Annotated in this window: 19 protein-coding genes, 1 tRNA gene and 1 pseudogene; 17 read left to right on the forward strand and 4 right to left on the reverse strand. The window is 38.4% G+C overall.

Annotation, left to right across the window (positions count from 1 at the left end; translation table 11 throughout):
* Nucleotides 1–250 precede the first annotated feature (250 nt).
* From hutI to lepB, 10 genes are all read left to right on the forward strand, one after another.
* Nucleotides 251–1,495 carry an imidazolonepropionase gene (gene hutI, locus MM239_RS18595; RefSeq protein WP_241349801.1) on the forward strand — a complete coding sequence of 415 codons (1,245 nt, stop codon included), beginning with the start codon at nt 251–253 and terminating at the stop codon, nt 1,493–1,495.
* A gap of 260 nt (nt 1,496–1,755) precedes the next feature.
* Nucleotides 1,756–3,753, forward strand: coding sequence for a urocanate hydratase (locus MM239_RS18600; RefSeq protein WP_241349804.1), 1,998 nt, complete (start codon nt 1,756–1,758; stop codon nt 3,751–3,753).
* Nucleotides 3,754–4,356: 603 nt separating this feature from the next.
* Nucleotides 4,357–5,976 (forward strand): CTP synthase, encoded by a 1,620-nt coding sequence (locus tag MM239_RS18605; protein ID WP_241349805.1) that lies wholly within the window; start codon nt 4,357–4,359, stop codon nt 5,974–5,976.
* A gap of 104 nt (nt 5,977–6,080) precedes the next feature.
* Nucleotides 6,081–7,880 carry a membrane protein insertase YidC gene (yidC, locus tag MM239_RS18610; RefSeq protein WP_241349807.1) on the forward strand — a complete coding sequence of 600 codons (1,800 nt, stop codon included), beginning with the start codon at nt 6,081–6,083 and terminating at the stop codon, nt 7,878–7,880.
* Nucleotides 7,881–8,085: 205 nt separating this feature from the next.
* Nucleotides 8,086–8,769, forward strand: coding sequence for a metal-dependent hydrolase (locus tag MM239_RS18615; protein WP_241349808.1), 684 nt, complete (start codon nt 8,086–8,088; stop codon nt 8,767–8,769).
* A gap of 9 nt (nt 8,770–8,778) precedes the next feature.
* Entirely contained in the window at nt 8,779–9,558 is a 780-nt protein-coding gene (locus MM239_RS18620; protein WP_241349809.1) for a ParA family protein, read from the forward strand.
* 10 nt (nt 9,559–9,568) lie between these two features.
* Nucleotides 9,569–10,483 (forward strand): ParB/RepB/Spo0J family partition protein, encoded by a 915-nt coding sequence (locus tag MM239_RS18625; RefSeq protein WP_241349810.1) that lies wholly within the window; start codon nt 9,569–9,571, stop codon nt 10,481–10,483.
* 52 nt (nt 10,484–10,535) lie between these two features.
* The gene (locus MM239_RS18630; RefSeq protein ID WP_241349811.1) at nt 10,536–11,114 is read left to right on the forward strand and encodes a DUF5683 domain-containing protein; all 579 of its coding nucleotides are present in this window, start codon (nt 10,536–10,538) and stop codon (nt 11,112–11,114) included.
* Between the two features lie 3 nt (nt 11,115–11,117).
* Nucleotides 11,118–11,840, forward strand: a complete 723-nt coding sequence (gene dapB, locus MM239_RS18635; protein WP_241349812.1) for a 4-hydroxy-tetrahydrodipicolinate reductase — start codon at nt 11,118–11,120, stop codon at nt 11,838–11,840.
* A gap of 14 nt (nt 11,841–11,854) precedes the next feature.
* Entirely contained in the window at nt 11,855–12,931 is a 1,077-nt protein-coding gene (gene lepB, locus MM239_RS18640; RefSeq protein ID WP_241349813.1) for a signal peptidase I, read from the forward strand.
* Between the two features lie 326 nt (nt 12,932–13,257).
* Here lepB and ung read toward each other — a convergent pair whose 3' ends face one another.
* Nucleotides 13,258–13,920, reverse strand: coding sequence for a uracil-DNA glycosylase (gene ung / locus MM239_RS18645; RefSeq protein ID WP_241349815.1), 663 nt, complete (start codon nt 13,918–13,920; stop codon nt 13,258–13,260).
* Between the two features lie 75 nt (nt 13,921–13,995).
* Between ung and apaG the strand changes: the two genes are divergently transcribed.
* The gene (gene apaG, locus MM239_RS18650) at nt 13,996–14,382 is read left to right on the forward strand and encodes a Co2+/Mg2+ efflux protein ApaG (RefSeq protein WP_241349816.1); all 387 of its coding nucleotides are present in this window, start codon (nt 13,996–13,998) and stop codon (nt 14,380–14,382) included.
* Nucleotides 14,379–15,164 (forward strand): O-methyltransferase, encoded by a 786-nt coding sequence (locus MM239_RS18655; protein ID WP_241349817.1) that lies wholly within the window; start codon nt 14,379–14,381, stop codon nt 15,162–15,164. Before apaG ends, MM239_RS18655 begins: the two co-directional genes overlap by 4 nt.
* Nucleotides 15,165–15,339: 175 nt before the next feature.
* On the opposite strand, the gene MM239_RS18660 is transcribed toward MM239_RS18655, so the two are convergent.
* Nucleotides 15,340–15,927, reverse strand: a complete 588-nt coding sequence (locus tag MM239_RS18660; RefSeq protein ID WP_241349819.1) for a TPMT family class I SAM-dependent methyltransferase — start codon at nt 15,925–15,927, stop codon at nt 15,340–15,342.
* Between the two features lie 41 nt (nt 15,928–15,968).
* On the opposite strand from MM239_RS18660, the gene MM239_RS18665 reads away from it, so the two are divergent.
* The 4 genes from MM239_RS18665 to rplI all read left to right on the forward strand — a co-directional run bounded on the left by MM239_RS18665 (nt 15,969) and on the right by rplI (nt 18,069).
* Nucleotides 15,969–16,889: a hypothetical protein gene (locus MM239_RS18665; protein WP_241349820.1), complete on the forward strand. Its 921-nt coding sequence runs from the start codon at nt 15,969–15,971 to the stop codon at nt 16,887–16,889.
* 71 nt (nt 16,890–16,960) lie between these two features.
* Nucleotides 16,961–17,329 carry a 30S ribosomal protein S6 gene (rpsF, locus tag MM239_RS18670; RefSeq protein ID WP_241349821.1) on the forward strand — a complete coding sequence of 123 codons (369 nt, stop codon included), beginning with the start codon at nt 16,961–16,963 and terminating at the stop codon, nt 17,327–17,329.
* Entirely contained in the window at nt 17,329–17,580 is a 252-nt protein-coding gene (gene rpsR / locus MM239_RS18675) for a 30S ribosomal protein S18 (protein ID WP_241273116.1), read from the forward strand. The genes rpsF and rpsR overlap by 1 nt, the downstream gene beginning before the upstream one ends.
* 45 nt (nt 17,581–17,625) lie before the next feature.
* Entirely contained in the window at nt 17,626–18,069 is a 444-nt protein-coding gene (gene rplI / locus MM239_RS18680) for a 50S ribosomal protein L9 (RefSeq protein WP_241349822.1), read from the forward strand.
* A gap of 146 nt (nt 18,070–18,215) precedes the next feature.
* On the opposite strand, the gene MM239_RS18685 is transcribed toward rplI, so the two are convergent.
* Nucleotides 18,216–18,467, reverse strand: a complete 252-nt coding sequence (locus MM239_RS18685; protein ID WP_241349823.1) for a hypothetical protein — start codon at nt 18,465–18,467, stop codon at nt 18,216–18,218.
* A 516-nt stretch (nt 18,468–18,983) separates the two neighbouring features.
* On the opposite strand from MM239_RS18685, the gene MM239_RS18690 reads away from it, so the two are divergent.
* Nucleotides 18,984–19,056, forward strand: a tRNA-Gln gene (locus tag MM239_RS18690).
* Nucleotides 19,057–19,219: 163 nt separating this feature from the next.
* Here the strand turns inward: MM239_RS18690 and MM239_RS21295 are convergent.
* A pseudogene (locus tag MM239_RS21295) lies at nt 19,220–19,339 on the reverse strand (IS30 family transposase); the annotation flags it as partial.

Consider the following 19,339-nt stretch of genomic DNA (forward strand, 5'->3'; position numbering starts at 1 on the left):
AGGCTATATAAACGTCGCTCTGCTCCGGCCTTGACAAGTTTCCTTACTTGAGCTAGGGGGCATTTAAGATGATGAAAACAAAAGAAAAACAATAAAAAAAGTGTCAAGTAATTTCAGGACGCGACAAGAAGATGGCAGTAATTTAAAATAATGATATACCCTCTCTTGCCTCAGCCTTTGCCCCTTCGCGAGCCAAAAACCAAAGCTTCGTGCCTTTATGCCTAAGTGGCAAAAACCTAAGAAAATAAATATGCAAACCATAAAATACACATTCATCGGCCCTATTCGCCAAGTAGTTACCATGAAAAACCTTCCTCTGAAAGGAGCACTTAGAGATGAGCAGCTTCATATCATCAAAGAGGCGGGTATCATGATCAAGGATGATGAAATTTATGACATTGGTCCTTACTGGGACTTGTATCCAGAGGCACAATCCATAGGAGCCGAGATGCTGAACTTGAAGGATGATTATGTTGCCTTGCCTGGCATCATCGATTGCCATACCCATATTTGCTTTGGTGGATCAAGGGCTCAGGACTATGCCATGCGAAATGCAGGTAAATCCTATCTGGAAATCGCCAAAGCCGGGGGAGGAATCTGGGATACGGTCACGCAAACGAGAAAGGCATCTTTGGAAAAACTTGCTCAATTGACTGTTAAAAGAGCCAATAGACATTTAAAAGATGGAATCACCACGATAGAGGTAAAAAGTGGCTATGGATTATCTATTGAAGAGGAACTCAAAATGCTCAAAGCCATCAAATTGGCCAATGAAAATACATCAGCCGATCTAATTCCTACTTGCTTGGCTGCCCATATCCCTCCCAAAGATTTCGAAGGTATACCGGAAGCGTATTTAGAAATCATCTCTGATCAGCTTTTTCCTATCCTCAAAGATCAAAGCTTATCCAATCGCATTGATGCATTTATTGAAGATACTGCTTTCTCAGCAGCAGATATTCAGTCTTATTTCAACAAAGCTAAAGCAATGGGATTTGACATCACTGTGCATGGAAATCAGTTTCACACTGGTGGCTCTGAAGTTGCTGTAAATATTGGAGCAATTTCATGCGATCACTTAGAAGCTAGTACAGCCAAAGAAACAGCATTACTTGCCCAGTCTGACACCATTGCCGTAGCCCTTCCTGGAGCATCATTAGGCTTGGGAATGGCATACACGCCAGCCAGAAAACTACTCGATGCAGGAGCTTCCTTGGCTATTGCCTCTGACTGGAATCCTGGCTCTGCACCTATGGGTGATCTGCTGATGCAAGCTGCTATCTTGGGTACTTTCGAGAAACTCAGCAATGCTGAAATTCTAGCTGCTATCACTACAAGAGCAGCAGCAGCACTCAATCTTTCAGATCGGGGTAAACTTGTCCATGGACTTCAAGCAGACATTGTCCTTTTCCCTACTGCTGATTATAGAGAGATTACTTATCAGCAGGGGAAACTTAAACCTAGTATGGTTTTTAAAAATGGGGTTAAGGTTTAAAAACTTCTATTCTTGGATATTTATGGATAGTATAAAATTAGATATTGGTGGATATTGGAAATTATTAGATATCGAATTCTTCCTACCACACAAACCCTTCAGAATTTATCAAAGTAAATATTAATTCATTTCGATTAATATCGCAAAGCCAATATCAATTAATTTCTTTCTATATCACGCAGCTAATATCTAAGAATATCTACCAAAATCAACTAGTAAAGATCCAAAAACCACCCATCAAAATAACTCACAATAAAGCCATGAATTTCCAAGACCAACTAACACAAGGCATCCCTTCTACCCTACCTCCCAAAAAACAACCAAACCCCGATTTTTCTCATGCGCCTAAGAGAAAGGCTATTTTGAGCAAGGAAGAGAAAAAATTGGCGGTGAAGAATGCATTACGCTATTTTCCTAAGACTTGGCATGCTGAACTTGCGAGGGAATTCTTTGAAGAATTAGAGGAATATGGACGCATTTACATGTACCGCTTTATGCCTGACTATGGTATGTATGCCAGGCCAATTGACGAGTATCCAGCCAAATCTCAACAAGCAGCCGCTATCATGCTGATGATCCAAAACAACTTGGATCCTACCGTAGCTCAGCACCCTGAAGAATTGATCACTTACGGTGGAAATGGCGCCGTCTTCCAAAACTGGGCGCAATACCTGCTAACCATGAAGTATTTGTCCGAAATGACAGACGAACAGTCTCTCCACATGTACTCTGGCCATCCTATGGGTCTTTTTCCATCCTCAAAAGACGCACCAAGAGTCGTAGTGACTAATGGGATGATGATCCCTAACTACTCGAAACCAGACGATTGGGAGAAACACAATGCACTTGGAGTCACCCAATACGGGCAAATGACTGCTGGATCTTACATGTATATTGGTCCTCAGGGGATTGTTCATGGGACAACTATCACGGTGATGAATGCTTTCAGAAAAAAGCTTGGTGTTGCTGTAAGTCCAAGGGGTAAGGTTTTCTTGACGGCTGGTCTCGGAGGCATGTCTGGTGCCCAACCCAAGGCGGGAAATATAGCTGGATGCATCTCCGTCTGTGCTGAGGTCAATCCAAAAGCTGCATACAAAAGACATGAACAAGGATGGGTGGATGAATTGATAGAGGACTTGGGTGAATTGGTCTTAAGGGTAAGAAAAGCGCAAATAAAACAGGAAGTGGTCTCCATCGCTTATCTTGGCAATATAGTGGAAGTATGGGAGCAGTTTGACGAAGAAAATATCACTGTGGAACTGGGTTCCGACCAGACTTCTCTTCACAACCCTTGGGCAGGCGGGTATTATCCTGTAGGGCTGAGTTTCGAGCAATCCAATAAAATGATGGCCAATGACCCAGATACTTTTAGATTAAAAGTTCAAGATTCCCTCCGTAGACATGCTACTGCTATTAATAAACATGTGGCCAAAGGAACCTACTTTTTTGATTATGGCAATGCTTTTCTACTGGAAGCTTCTCGTGCAGGAGCTGAAGTAATGGCTGAAAATGGTATTGACTTCCGCTACCCTTCTTATGTTCAGGATATTCTAGGCCCTATGTGTTTTGATTATGGTTTTGGGCCGTTTAGATGGGTCTGCACATCTGGAAAAGCCGAAGATCTGGAGAAAACTGACCAAATTGCTCTAAAAGTAATGCAGGAAATTAAAACCAATGCTCCTGGCGAAATTCAGCAGCAATTACAAGATAACATCCAGTGGATTGAAGAGGCAGGGAAAAACAAGTTGGTTGTGGGATCACAAGCACGTATCCTTTATGCTGATGCAGAAGGGAGAATCAAGATTGCCCAAGCTTTCAATGAAGCTATTCAAAAAGGTTATATTTCAAATCCAGTGGTATTAGGAAGAGATCATCATGATGTCAGTGGCACAGATTCACCTTACCGAGAGACAAGCAACATCTATGATGGCAGTAAGTTTACAGCAGATATGGCGATTCACAACGTGATTGGCGACAGCTTCAGAGGTGCTACATGGGTTTCTATTCATAACGGCGGCGGTGTAGGCTGGGGCGAAGTGATCAATGGGGGATTTGGCCTATTGCTTGACGGAACACACCAGGCAGCCAGAAGGCTACAATCGATGCTTTTCTATGATGTCAACAATGGAATTTCCCGCAGGGCATGGGCAAGAAATGACGAAGCCATATTTGCAATCAAACGAGAGATGGAAAGAACCCCAGGACTCAAAGTTACACTTCCAGAAATAGTGGATGAAGATTTGGGTTTTATTAGCTGATTGGGAAGATTAACAGTCTCAGATTACGTAATTTGATAAGGAGACTGTTAAGTTTAAAAATTTATAAAGTTCCGCCTCGCAACTCTTGGTACTTTCTCGTTTCTCATTTTCATTATTTGCACAAAGGCACAAAGTCACTAAAAGTAAGATATGAGATTTTAGATTTGAGACATGAGAAGGAGATTTTTGGTGTCCCATAGGGATCACTGTAGGCCCATATTTCTCCGCAGGCATATTCCAACTATATTTCGCTTTAGCGTATTTCGGTAGTAAAAATCAAGTCACGAGACACTTAAATGAACAGTCTCTCATGAAGCAATCATATTTCGCTCCGTACATGTTTCAACCATATATCGCTTTAGCATATTTCATTTATCATCCTTCTTCATTTCTTGATTCTTGTTTTTTGTTTCTAGCCTCTCGCTTCTCGCCTCTCGACATTAATCTCTTGCTTCTCATCAGACATATCCTTAGAAATCTATTTGTTATGAAATTATTGAGTTTTTGAAGTCCAAATTTCACTTAGATACACTCCCAAACAGAATATTTTCTTACCTTTGTATCCCATAGGAATCAAAACAATTATTATCCGCACTATTTCTTATGGCATCTTCCACTAAGTTTATCTTCATTACCGGAGGGGTAACCTCTTCACTCGGAAAAGGTATTATTGCAGCATCACTAGCCAAATTACTTCAAGCTAGAGGCTTCAGTACCACCATCCAAAAATTTGACCCGTATCTTAACATTGATCCAGGCACTCTTAATCCTTATGAACACGGTGAATGCTATGTGACTGAAGATGGAGCAGAAACAGACTTAGACTTAGGTCACTACGAAAGATTCCTTGACACCACTACTTCTCAGGCCAACAATGTCACTACAGGAAGAATCTACAATAATGTAATCACCAAAGAGCGAAAAGGGGAATACCTTGGCAAAACTGTACAAGTGATCCCTCATATTACTGATGAGATCAAAAGGAATTTTTTCAAGTTGGGTGAAGAAGGAAAGTATGATGTGGTAATCACAGAAATCGGAGGTTGTGTTGGTGATATCGAGTCTCTCCCATTTATTGAGGCGGTAAGACAAGCCAAATGGGATTTGGGACAAAACAATTTTTTGGTCATCCACTTAACTTTGATACCTTTCCTGGCAGCGGCAAAAGAACTCAAAACGAAACCCACTCAACATTCTGTCAAACAACTTCTTGAAGCAGGTATTCAGCCAGACATCCTGGTATGCCGCACAGAGCATCATTTACCACAGGATGTCAAAAAGAAGCTAGCGCTATTCTGTAACGTGCAGCTAAACTGTGTCATTGAAGCAATGGATGCAGAGACGATCTACGATGTCCCGCTTTTGATGAAAAAAGAGAAGCTGGATGAGCGTGTCATGAGCAAATTAAAACTTACTTCTAAAACCAACACCGACTTAGAGCAGTGGAAAGATTTCTTAGGAAGACTCAAAAATCCAACACAGGAAGTCAACATAGGTCTTGTAGGCAAGTATGTATCACTTCCTGATGCTTACAAGTCCATCATTGAGGCATTTGTACATGCAGGAGCAGCCTCAGAATGCAAAGTAAACTTAAAGCTAATCTCCTCAGAGGAGTTACATGCAGAAGCAATCCCCAAAAAACTTGAGGAGCTTGATGGCGTCATAGTTGCACCAGGATTTGGAGAAAGAGGTCTTGAAGGCAAAATTGAAGCTGTAAAGTATGTAAGAGAAAATAACATCCCATTCTTTGGAATTTGCTTAGGTATGCAAGTGGCAGTCATTGAATATGCCAGAAATGTTTTGGGATTACCTGAAGCCAATAGTACAGAAATGAATCCAAATTCACCAGATCCTGTGATCGGCCTCATGGAAGATCAAAAGAATGTACAGCAAATGGGCGGTACGATGAGATTAGGCTCTTATCCATGTGAACTCAAAAAAGGCAGTAAAGCCTATCAAGCTTATGGCAAACCGAAAATAAATGAAAGGCACAGGCACAGATATGAATTCAATAACGCCTACCTGAAGGCTTTTGAAGAAAAAGGAATGTCACCTTCAGGTATCAATCCAGAAACTGGACTAGTTGAAATAATGGAAGTAAAAAATCACCCTTGGTTTTTAGGAGCTCAATTCCATCCAGAGTACAAAAGTACGGTACTCACACCCCATCCATTATTCGTCCGTTTCATCAAAGCGACTATAGAAAACAAAAAGACAAAATAATCCTGCTATATTTGCGACCAATATGCATGGTAACACCAAGGAACCTGAATCAGCAATTCCTTAGTGTTACCTTTGCTTTTGAATAGACAGTTTAAATTAAAATTATGGATAGAAATCAAGCGACAGGTTTGATCCTTTTCGCCGCAGTCATACTGGTGTATTCGATTTTCTTCACCAGTAGCCCTGAACCACAAGTGCAAGACACCACAGGGGAAGTAGTATCGGAAGTACAAGATAATACAAACACCGAAGATTTTTCAGCCTTAGAAACTGAACCAGATAGTCTTCAGGATATCAAAGCTCAGATTCAATATGGCGTATTAGCACCATTTGTAAAAGGTGATGCACAAGATATTGTTTTGGAAAATGACAAAATGATCGTCACCATTTCTTCTAAAGGTGCTGAAATCAAAGAAGTAGTACTCAAAGAATTCAAAAAATGGGACAAGACACCTCTAATCCTATTAGATGAAGAGTCTTCTGATCTTGTCTATCAAATCAATACAACCAAAGGACCTTTAAGTATCAATGAACTTTATTTTAATGCAAGTTCAGGTCAAAGGGTAATAGATGAGGAAAATGTTTCTTATGTAGAGTTCACCGCACAATCTGCTGGAACGTTGATCAAAAGAACTTATACCTTAGCCGATGGGAGTTATATTGTAGATAAAGGAATCGAGCTGAAAGGGCTAGGCAATTTCCTAGTGGATTCTAATGTCAATATCTTGTGGGATGATAGAATCAAAAAGCAAGAAGAAGACATAGAAGAGTCAAGAAGGAAAACAAACATTAACTTCTACAAAGCATCTGGTAAGCATGACTATTTAAGCTTAACAAAAGATGTAGCTAGTGAGCAAATCTCCGAACCAGTAAAATGGATAGGTTTTAGCCAAAGGTTCTTCACTACAGGTATCATTGCAGCAGAGCAGTTCAACGCAGCAAGCGTGGAGCAAACCACTCCAAATGATTCGCTATCTGTCAAAAACATGAAAGCTAGCATCTCTCTACCACTGAGCGATGGCAAAGCTAATTTGAGTTACTACTTCGGGCCTAACAATTATAATGTCCTGAAAAAAGTAACCCCTGGGTTCGAAGAGAATGTAGACATGGGTTACTTCTTTGTAAGCTGGGTAAATAAGTACATCATTGTAAACCTATTCCAGTTTCTCGAAAAATACTTCAGCAATTATGGGATAATTATCATCTTGATTGTATTTATAATCAAGGGATTTTTATTCCCTCTGACTTACAAGTCGTATGTAGGGATGGCCAAGATGCGTGTCATCAAGCCAGAGATTGATGAGTTGAAAGAAAAGTACAAAGATGATCAAGTAAAGCAGCAGCAAGAGCAAATGAAACTCTTTGGGCAACTAGGTGTGAGTCCTATCTCAGGCTGTCTCCCGATGCTGCTACAGATGCCATTCTTGTTTGCGATGTTCTTCTTTTTCCCAAATTCCATAGAACTCAGACAAGAATCATTCTTGTGGGCGCATGATTTGTCTACTTATGACTCTATCATCAAGTTGCCATTTACTATCCCATTCTATGGGTCACACGTTTCTTTGTTTACATTACTCATGACTGCCTCACAGATTGTATATACCAGATTCAACAATCAACTGACAGCAGCGCAAGGGCCAATGAAAAACCTAGGGTATATCATGCCGATCGGGTTTATGTTCATATTGAACTCCTACCCTGCTGCCTTGAGTTTTTACTACTTCGTATCCAATATGGTGACATTTGGTCAGCAAGCTTTGATCAAACTATTTGTAGATGATAAAAAAATCAGGGAAAAAGTAGAAGCAAGCAAAGTCAAAAATGCGAATAAGAAAAAATCTAAGTTCCAGACCAGACTTGAAGAAGCAATGAAAGCTGCAGATGCAAATAAAAAGAAGAAATAAGGCATCTATATTCAAATACTTATTAGAAAGAGGGAAAAGTTGAAGCTTTTCCCTCTTTTCTATTTACAGCCATACATACAAATCGATAGGCTATTCATTGTCAAATTGTTACCACTATCCACAGCTAGATGTGGAAAACAAAACATGTAGCATACAGATTAAAATGATATATTTGTAGTCAACCAAAACCATAAAAACAAATCAAATGATCGATATAACATTCTATGGACATTCGGCATTCATGGTAAACATTGAAGGAAAATCCGTACTGTTCGATCCATTTATTAGTCCAAATCCCTTAGCATCTGAAATCAAAGTAGAAGCTATTAAAACAGACTACGTCCTAATCAGCCATGGCCATGAGGATCATGTAGCTGACGCAGCACAGATTGCAAAGCAGTCCAATGCCATGCTAGTCTCCAACTTTGAAGTTGCCACATGGTTTTCAGAACAAGGAGTCGAAAATTTCCACCCAATGAACCATGGAGGAAGTAAAGTCTTTGATTTTGGAAAGGTGAAATATGTCAATGCTATACACAGCAGCACACTTCCTGACGGAACACCAGGAGGAAACCCTGGGGGATTTGTAATAAGTCACCAGAAAGGATGCTTCTATTATGCAGGAGATACTGCTTTGACGTACGACATGAAGCTAATAGGTGAGGAATTTGATATTGACTTTGCATTCATGCCTATTGGAGACAACTTCACCATGGGAATAGATGATGCGATCAAAGCAGCAGATTTTGTAGGAACAAAAAAAATCATTGGAATGCACTTCGATACTTTTCCTTATATAGAGATAGACTTGGAAGCTGCAAAAAAAACAGCAGCCAAAGCTGGAAAAGAATTGATTTTGCTTAATATTGGAGAATCTATTACCATTTGAACCTAAATAATGGGAAAAGTAATTGCTATTGCAAATCAAAAGGGTGGAGTTGGTAAGACTACCACAGCGATGAACCTAGCAGCGAGTTTGGCTGTACTAGAATTCAAAACCCTTGTTATTGACGCTGATCCTCAGGCAAATACAACCTCTGGACTGGGACAAGACCCGAAAGAGATAGAGACTAGCATCTACGAATGTATGGTAGATGGCATAGAGATCAGTACCATCATAACCAAAACCGATCTAGAATACTTAGACCTTGTGCCCTCCCACATTGACTTGGTTGGTGCCGAAGTTGAAATGATCAATTTGGAAAACAGGGAAGAAAAAATGAAATCAGTAATTTCTTTGATCAAAGATCAATACGATTTCATAATCATAGATTGTTCTCCTTCTTTGGGTTTGATTACAATCAATGCCCTTACTGCTGCAAATTCTGTTATCATCCCTGTTCAGTGTGAGTATTTTGCACTAGAAGGTTTGGGCAAATTATTGAATACAATCAAAATTATTCAAACCAGGTTGAATCCTGATTTGGAGATTGAAGGCATATTATTGACCATGTATGATGTCAGGTTGAGACTATCCAATCAAGTCGTAGATGAAGTAAGGCTTCACTTCAAAGGATTGGTCTTCGAAACTATCATACCTCGAAATGTCCGGCTAAGTGAATCTCCAAGTTTTGGATTGCCAGTGATTGCTTTCGATGCAGAAGGAAAAGGTGCGTTGGCTTACTTGAATTTAGCAAGCGAAATCGCCACCAAAAATGGAATGGAAAAAGTAAATTGACAGCAAAACTATGGCTGATAAAAGACCACAAAAGAAGAGTGCATTGGGTAGAGGATTGGGTGCATTACTTCAGGACTCACCACAGAAAACCCAGAAAGACGAGTTGATTCCAGCACAGAGCTCAGCAGGAATCTATGAGATTTCAGTAGCTGAAATCCAAGTGAATCCATATCAACCCAGGACACATTTTGACAAAGATGCCTTGCAAGAGTTATCTGATTCGATCAAAGTTCAGGGTATCATTCAGCCTATCACCGTTAGAAAACTAGCAGACAACGAATTCCAACTGATCTCCGGAGAGAGAAGATTTCAAGCTTCAAAGCTAGCTGGATTGACAAAGATCCCAGCATATGTTCGTACTGCCAATGATCAACAGATGCTAGAGATGGCATTGATCGAAAACATACAAAGAGAAAACCTCAACGCACTTGAAATAGCACATTCTTATCAAAGGCTTCTTGCGGAATGTGACCTCAAGCAAGAAGAGCTAGGCGATAGGGTTGGGAAAAACAGAACAACAGTAAACAACTACTTGAGACTTCTCAAGCTACCACCAGATATTCAGGCAGGCATAAGAGATCAGGTGATCAGCATGGGCCATGCCAGGGCTTTGGTGAACATAGAAGACATTGATAAGCAGCTGGCTATATTTAAAAAAACAGTTGAAGAAGAGCTTAGTGTAAGAAAGGTTGAAGCACTGGTAAAAGCTCTTAATAATCAAAATGAAGACCAAGAGCCTAAAAGTAATACAGGACTAGATCCTGTAAGAAAATATGAGATCGGTAAGCTCCAACAAAGGCTTGCTAACCATTTCGGTTCAAAAGTTCAACTCAAGGCAAATGAAAAAAACAAAGGAGAGATCAAAATCCCCTTTGCCTCTGCATCTGACCTTAACAGAATCTTGGAAATACTTGAGATCATTTAAGCTAGTGAGTTTCTTTTTCAACAGCCAAAAAGACAAAAACAACAATTTAGCAATGGTACTTTTGAAGACCATTGCTGTTTTTGTTTTATTACTTTCTATTACCATACCTAGCTTTGCTCAAGTCGAAGTCGATGTAGATACGGATGAAGACGAGCCATTGGAAATCACAGTTGAGCTAAGAGAAAAATTACCCAAAGATCCCCGAACAGCAACTATTTTATCTGCTATTCTCCCAGGAGCTGGACAAATATATAATGAAAAAACCTGGAAGGTACCTATCATTTATGGTGGTTTCGCTACCAATTTGTACTTCATTGATTTCAATGGAAGAAGGTATCGCCTATTTCGTGAAGAATTAAGGGCATTTGATCAGCAAGGTCAAAGCGAAGTATTCCCAAATTTGAACAGAGATGCATTGGTGAGGAATGTAGATACATGGAGAAGATATAGGGATCTTAATTATATTGTGTTTGCTGCCATCCATGTTTTGAACATCGTAGATGCTCAGGTGGACGCTCACTTATCGGGCTTTGATGTCAGCGATGATATCAGCATGAAATTCGAACCATCTTATGAAAATCTTCTTGCAGGAGGAAGAGTAATAGGACTATCTTTGAAGTTAAATTTCTAAATCATGAACATACTAATACTTGGTTATGGGAAAATGGGGAAAATTATTGGCGAAATTGCCGAGTCCCGTGGACATTCCATAGCTGCAAAAATCAATATCGACAACAGGTCAGCGCTAGACACAGTGGACACTGACTCCATTGATGTTGCCATTGAGTTTTCCCAGCCAGAAGCTGCAGTAGAAAACATCAAGTGGGCAATCAACAAAGGCATACCAGTGGTATCAGGTACTACTGGATGGCTTGACCAAAAGCCGAGCATCGACCAATTGACTGTCGATAAAAATACAGCTTTCTTCTATGCCTCCAACTATTCTATAGGCGTGAACATCTTCTTCAAAGTCAATCAATACTTGGCTAAGCTAATGGGTGATCAACAGGACTATCAAGTCAGTATGGAGGAAGTACATCATACAGAAAAAAAAGATGCTCCAAGTGGTACCGCAATTACACTTGCTGAAGGAATCTTACAAAATATAAGCAGCCTCAAGGGATGGAAACTGTCCGAAGAAATGACTGAAGGCGAACAGGTTATTCCAATCACTGCAAAACGAATTGATCCCGCTCCAGGAACTCATATCATTCGCTATCAATCACCTATAGATGATATCGAGATCACACATACCGCACACAGTAGACAAGGTTTTGCGCTTGGTGCGGTTTTGGTAGCCGAGTGGATTAAAGACAAAAAAGGTGTGCTATCAATGGATGATTTCCTATCTTTCTAAAACTTTTGAATTTTATGACCAGAGAAAAAAAGAAAAAATCAGCAACCAGAGAATGGATTGACGCATTGGTCTTTGCTGTCGTTGCTGCAAGTTTGATCCGTTGGCTTTTGTTAGAGCCATTTACCATTCCTACAGCCTCTATGGAAAAGTCCCTTTTGGTGGGAGACTTTCTCTTTGTAAGCAAAATGCACTATGGAACAAGGATCCCAAAGACTCCATTGCAAATGCCACTTACTCACCAAAAAATATGGGGAACAGATATAGATTCTTATGTAGATTGGATCGAGTTGCCTTATTTTAGACTCCCAGGATTTACATCAGTCAAGAGAAATGATGTAGTTGTATTCAACTATCCAGCAGAGTATGAATACCCTGTTGATCTTAAAACCAACTATATCAAAAGAGCAGTTGCAGTACCTGGTGATATTTTGGAAATCAAAAAAGGACAAGTTTCTATCAATGGTGTAGAAGAAGTAAACCCTCCAAAGCTACAATTATCCTATGATGCATTGACTGATAAGAGACTCTCTATTGACTTTTTTGAAGAATATGGTATCAATAGAGAGAGCTTCTACCCTTTTGACAATGGAGCAGGCTATCTTATCTACGCTACTGATGATGATGTGGAGAAATTAAAAAAATCTCCAGCAATCAAAAATGTAACCCCAAGAATAGACCGAGAAGGTATGGGAGATGCGCGTGTTTTCCCAGATGGAGCGTATTTTGGCTGGAATAAAGACAACTATGGACCATTGGAGATTCCAGGAAAAGGATTTAAAATCACTTTGGATGAAGAAAACATGGCTAAGTATGCCTTCACCATCGAAAAATATGAAGGCCACAAGAACCTAGAGGTGCGAAACAACAAGCTTTTTATTGACGGACAAGAAATAACTGAATACACCTTCAAGCAGAACTACTACTTCATGATGGGTGATAATAGACATGATTCTTTGGATTCAAGATATTGGGGATTTGTGCCAGAGGATCACATTGTAGGAAAAGCATGGTTCCTGTGGCTTTCCCTAGACAAGCACAAGTCTATGTTCAGTAAGATCAGGTGGAACAGAATATTTAATGGAATAAAATAAGGATGAAGAAGGAAATGTCATAGGAAGGTTGAAGGATGAATTAAGAAGGAATATGCCTGTGACGAAATATGCTTTCTTTATGCATACAAATCCTAAACATGTAAGACCTAAGTTATTTTAGGTCTTACATCTTGAAACTTGAGTCCGAAAAATAAACTTAACAGGGATGTATGGTGATATGACTGAGACAATGGATTCATTTTTAACCTACACTAAAAAATGTGTCAAATAAGGTCAGGACACAAGACTTATTCTTGTGTCTTGATTCTCGTTTCTTGACTCCCCTAATCATAAAAGACTTAATTGAAATCAAATTGAACGCTTTTTCACCAATTTATCTCTTCTAAGCCATTTTTAGCTAGGTATTCGTTGGTTTTAGAAAAATGTCCACAACCCAAAAATCCCCTATGAGCAGATAATGGACTTGGATGTGGAGCATGTAGCTTTAAATGAATTGAATCATCAATAAACGAAGCCTTTTTTTGTGCGTAAGCACCCCACAATAAAAACACTACATGCTGTTTCCCATCGGCGATTCTTTTGATGACTGCATCCGTGAAAGTTTCCCAACCCTTCTTTTGATGAGAACCGGCTTGATGTGCTCTAACTGTCAAAGTAGCATTAAGCAACAAAACCCCTTGATCTGCCCATCTTGTAAGATCGCCATCCGATGGCATAGACATATCCAAGTCTCGGTTGATTTCTTTGAAAATATTCAATAAACTTGGAGGAAAAGGCACACCTGGCTTGACTGAAAATGATAGCCCATGAGCTTGATTTGGCCCATGATAAGGATCTTGACCAAGAATCACCACTTTTACTTTATCAAAAGGACAGTGAGCAAAAGCATTGAAGATATCCCTTCCCTTTGGGAATACTTCGTGAGTGGCATACTCCTGTTTTACAAAGTCTATCAAGTCCAAAAAGTATGGCTTTCCAAACTCTTCTTTCAAAACAGCTTTCCAACTATCCTCAATTTTTACATCCATTGTTCTATTTTTTCGTTGTCTTTTAATTAGAATGCTATAGATTTGTTTTCCGAGGTTTCAAACCAAATATAAATTATGGTCAGCGCCACCACAGAGGGAGTTAAAGTAACCGTTTCAGCTTCCTATCAGCCAGAGTTTTCCAGCCCCTATCAGAAGCACTTCGTCTTCACTTATAAGGTAAAGATAGAAAACAATAGCCCTTTTACCATACAACTTCTAACAAGAAGGTGGGAAATTCATGATGCAGGAGATGACTTCAAGATTGTCGAAGGTGAAGGAGTAATTGGTCAGCAGCCTGTAATTGAACCCGGAGAATCTCACGAATACATATCAGGTTGCAACCTCAAGTCAGGGTTAGGCAAAATGAAAGGGAGTTATACGATGGAAAAAATCCAAGATGGATCTCAATTCCGTGTCGTTATTCCAGAGTTCCAATTGATCGCCCAGATTTACAACAATTGAGTTTATTTCAAAAATCTCACCAAATTATAGCCTTTTTCAGTTATTGGCTTAATCAAGAAGACAAGTATGCCATACAGTCTCCTTCAGTATTTGAAATCTATACAGGATTATTGCATTTTTTTAAAAAAAACAAAAACATTGACCTTGAAATAGAAAAGTACAGATCAATTTTATTGCAAGACCACCAAGAACTGGAAATTGAAGACTATGGAGCGGGTTCTATCCACCTGAAAAAAAACTTAAGAAAAACTTCGGCTATTACGAAGTATAGTACCTCGACCCGTAAGTATGCACAGCTTTACCAATACTTTTGCCAGCTTACACCTGCACAGCAGGTCTTAGAGCTTGGTACTTGTGTTGGATTGACCACTAGGTACCTTTCGAAAGTAACTAAAGGAAAACTCTTTACAATAGAAGGATCTTCAGCTTTGTGGCATAAGGCTCAATCATACCAAACTCATTCAAACACAACATTTCTACTGGGTGAAATCGAAAAAACACTTCCGGTCCTTCTATCAAGTATAGAGAAATTAGATTTTGCACTGATCGATGCAACCCATACCTATCAAGCTACCCTTTCCTATATAAAGCAAATCATTCCCTACACTAGGCATGATTCCATCCTCATCGTTGCTGATATTCATTGGTCTTCTTCTATGGAAAAAGCTTGGGAACAAATCAAACAGCTCCCCGAAGTCAGTCTCACCTTGGACTTTTATGAAGCAGGTGTTGTTTTCCTTAATCCAAAACTCCCCAAAGAAGATTTTGTACTAAAGATCTAAGCGATCAACGATACCTAAAGCTTCAGCCAAAACAAAATAAAAAAAACTACAACCATTCAAAATACGTAGCAAAAAGTTGTAAGGCTAAAAGCTGCTTAAAGACTAGCTTATTGGCATTTGAACTTTTAACTTGGTTAAAACTTGAATCAACCAATCTTAACTTTTATATAATATGCTAAACCCTAAGCATCCTGATAAACAACTCTGAATCCTGTCTAGGTGGAATGGAGTTATAACAAGTCTCCATGATATCAATATCAAAGTAAGGCTCAAAATATCTTAGATATTCTTCCTTACTACCTCCAAAAGGAGGCCCTTCGTGGGTGAAATTTCTATTAAACAATACACCAGCCAATACGCCATCATTCTCAAGCAAGCTCGACATTTTTTTTGCATATTTTGATCTCAAAGATGGATCTAATGCACAGAAAAAAGTTTGTTCAAGGATCAAATCATAGCTACCCTCATGTTCAAAGAAGTCCTCACAGCATAATTGATCTGAAGGAAAACTTGGATAACTTCGTTTAAAATTGTCTAAGGGAAGTGTAGCAAAGTCTAAAATAAAAACATTTTTAAACCCCAAATTATAGGCATATGCAGCCTCATGGGCATTTCCTGCACCTGGGATTAATATCTTTAAACTTTTATCTTTGACTTGGTCTAAAAATTGCTTAATCGGAGTGGAAGCTTCTCCGATATCCCAGCCTGTTTGATTATGCTTATACCTTGCTGACCAATAGTCCCGATCGAGTGAAAGATTCATGATAAATTATTAATTTGCGTAAATATTACTTCCTATTTAAAATGAACACCAATTTAGAAAAGGATAATTCCAAAAAGTCAGAAAACGGCAAAAATATTTTAATCATAGTATTGATTATTTTGGTAATCATAAGTGGTATCAAACTATACTATGATTCGGTAGACCGAAACAAAAAATCTGAAGAAATCATAGTCCTCTCAGAGGAAAACGATGAAATAAACAAAAGGCTAGATTCAATCACCTACCAACTAGACCTGAGAATCAAAGAAATTGAAAAGCTTGGAGGAGATATCAGCTCACTAGAAGAGATCAGGGAGCAATTGATCGCAGAAAGAAATTCGGATAGGAAAAGATCAACTGAAGAAATTGATGCATTGAACAAAAGAATCAATAGCTACACTTCTGTACTTCAAGAAAAAGACAAGGAGATCATCAATCTCAGGGAAATGAATCAACAACTTTTCTCAGAGAATCAAGAACTCAAAAGTTCACAGGCGGATATAGAAGAGAAGGTCGTTCAGTTGAATATCAAAAAAGAAGAACTAGAAGAGAAGGTAAATATAGCTGCTAGACTTCGGGCTGAAAACATAGTAATAGCCGCCGTAAATTCACGAGGTAGAGAGCGCGAAGATGGTTTCCGAAACAGACAATTGGACAGGCTTAAAATTAGCTTTAACTTAGCTGACAATAAAGTTGCTCCTAAAGGCCCGAGAGACATTTATGTTCAAATTATAGCGCCAAATAACCAACCTATTTTCGATATAGCAAGAGGTTCTGGAACTTTCTTGATCGATGGAAGAGAAGAATTTTACACTGTACATCAAGACATACTTTTTGATAACACAGGTCAATCAGTGAGTTATTTTTACGAAAAAGGAAGCAAATATGCCTCTGGAACATATGAAGTGAGAATCTATGCTGATAACTACCAAATCGGCACAGGTAAATTTGAAGTTAAATAAAGTTGGAAATTAACTTCTAAACCACTACTTTTGCGGACTGTTTAAGTAAACAATATTTAATCAAATCAAACATGTTCCAGAAAAATTATGAAACGGTATTCATTTTAACTCCCGTTTTGTCTGATGTTCAGATGAAGGATACCGTAGACAAGTTTGTAAACTTGTTAAAAGAAGAGGGAGCAGAAATCGTAAATGTTGAAAATTGGGGTCTAAAGAAAATGGCTTATCCAATTCAGAAAAAAAGCACCGGTTTCTACGTATTGGTTGAGTTCAAGTCACTTCCAACTTTGATCAAAAAGTTCGAGCTTGAAATCAGAAGAGACGAGAAAGTAATGAGATTCTTGACTACAGTATTAGACAAGCACGCAATTGCTTATGCTGACAAGAGAAGAAAAGGTGAATTTAACAAAAAAGCTGAAGCTAAGGAGGAGCAAGCCTAATGACACTAAGAAACGAACCAATCAACAGAGTTGAGAATAGAAAGAAATATTGCCGATTCAGAAAGAACGGTATCAAATATATCGATTACAAAGATCCTAACTTCCTTTTGAAGTTTGTGAACGAGCAAGGTAAAATCCTTCCTAGAAGATTGACCGGAAACTCTGCGAAATTCCAAAGAAAAGTGGCTAATGCTATCAAAAAAGCAAGACACTTAGCTCTATTGCCTTTCGTAGCAGATGGATTGAAATAATCCACATCGGATCGATTATTTACAAATCAAAAAATTAAAATTATAATGGAAGTTATTCTTAAAACAGACATAAAAGGTTTAGGCTACAAGAATGACCTTGTAGAAGTTAAGCCTGGATACGGTAGAAACTACCTGATCCCTCAAGGGTTTGCTGTATTGGCAACAAACTCTAACAAGAGAGTTCTTGCTGAAAATATCAAACAAGCAGCTCACAAAGCAGAGAAAGTGAAAACTGAAGCTGAAACTCTTGCTACTAAACTTGAATCAACTACTTTAGAAATCAAAGCTAAAATCGGTGAATCAGGTAAGATATTTGGTAAAGTAACTACACTTCAAATCTCTGATGCACTTGCGGCTCAAGGAATCGACATCGATAGAAAGAAAATCTCTATCAATGTACCAGTACAAACAGCTGGTGAATTTGATGCTGAAATTGACCTACATAGAGAAGTAAAAAGCAACGTTAAATTCGTTGTAGTTGCTGAGTAATCTACAATTCAACTCATTAAAAAGGGTTTGTTTCATTTGAAGCAAACCCTTTTTTGTGAAATCATCTAAAGTAAAAATTATTTCTAAAGAAATAAAACGAAGAATTTATCAAATTATAGCTTTCTACTAATGATTAGTCTAAAAGATCAAGCACCAGCTATAAGCTTCTCTATGTCTTCTATAAGCTTTTTAGACACTGCTCTAGGACTTTCTTCCCTCTTAGCCTTAAGAAGCTCTAAAGCCTCACTGCTCTTTGCTATAACACCCACAGGGTTCTGATCATACTCATAACTTCTGTAACACCACGAAAGCTCGGCATGTAGCTTTTCATCTAGCTTAAGTTTGTCAAGCTTTTCCAAAGTACTTAAAACGGTTTTTTCCAAATTTTTAATCGCCATGACTCAATAAATAAAAGGTTAATAATGAAATAATTATCAAATGTTATGAACTATTCCCATATTAACAAATAATTAGATGTGTATTTAATAAAAACATAATTTTCAAACGATTTCGATAAAAACTCAAAAATGTAATATCACGGAACTCTTCTTAGCAACAGTTAAAATCCCCCAATTCAATACACAATTTCAGTATATCCCGAAATTTTGGTCCATAGTTATATAAAATCTAATTGAAACACTTATTGGGTTGAAGGTCCAAAGAACCATATTTTCATTCCGCATCGAAGAGAACAATCCTAACTGATATTATTCAATCTAAACTCAAAAAGTCCTTTACCCATTCCAAACATTATTGAGCAATCTATGACTAATATGCTTTGGAAATTTTTCTTTCTGAAATTAAGGGAATTAAGCATTTTGGTGAAAAAACTTACCCGCTAAACTTGCATAAAATAGAAAGTACCCCTACATTTGTGACACAATAAAGGAAAGCAGTTTTCTTTTGGATAAAATTGACCGATGGTGTAACTGGCAACACGTCTGATTTTGGTTCAGAAGAGTCTAGGTTCGAGCCCTAGTCGGTCAACAATTAGTCCCTATCATTTATAAATGATAGGGATTTTTTATTTATGTAAAACGCAATATATTTAAAAAGATTTACATAAACTTTATCAGGTATAAGAGCAGGCAATTTAGAATTACAAATCCCCCGATTTCAAATTAAAGTAAAATCTTGAAATTGGCCATGTTCAAGTCATAAATGCAACGCCTAATTTTTTCTTTAGACATTCAATAGGACTAAGATAATCAAACTTTCTTACTGGTCTATTATTGATTTTGGATTCAATACACTGAATATGTTGCCATGA

The organism is Belliella filtrata, from assembly GCF_022549775.1.
GTDB classification, from domain to species: domain Bacteria; phylum Bacteroidota; class Bacteroidia; order Cytophagales; family Cyclobacteriaceae; genus Belliella; species Belliella filtrata.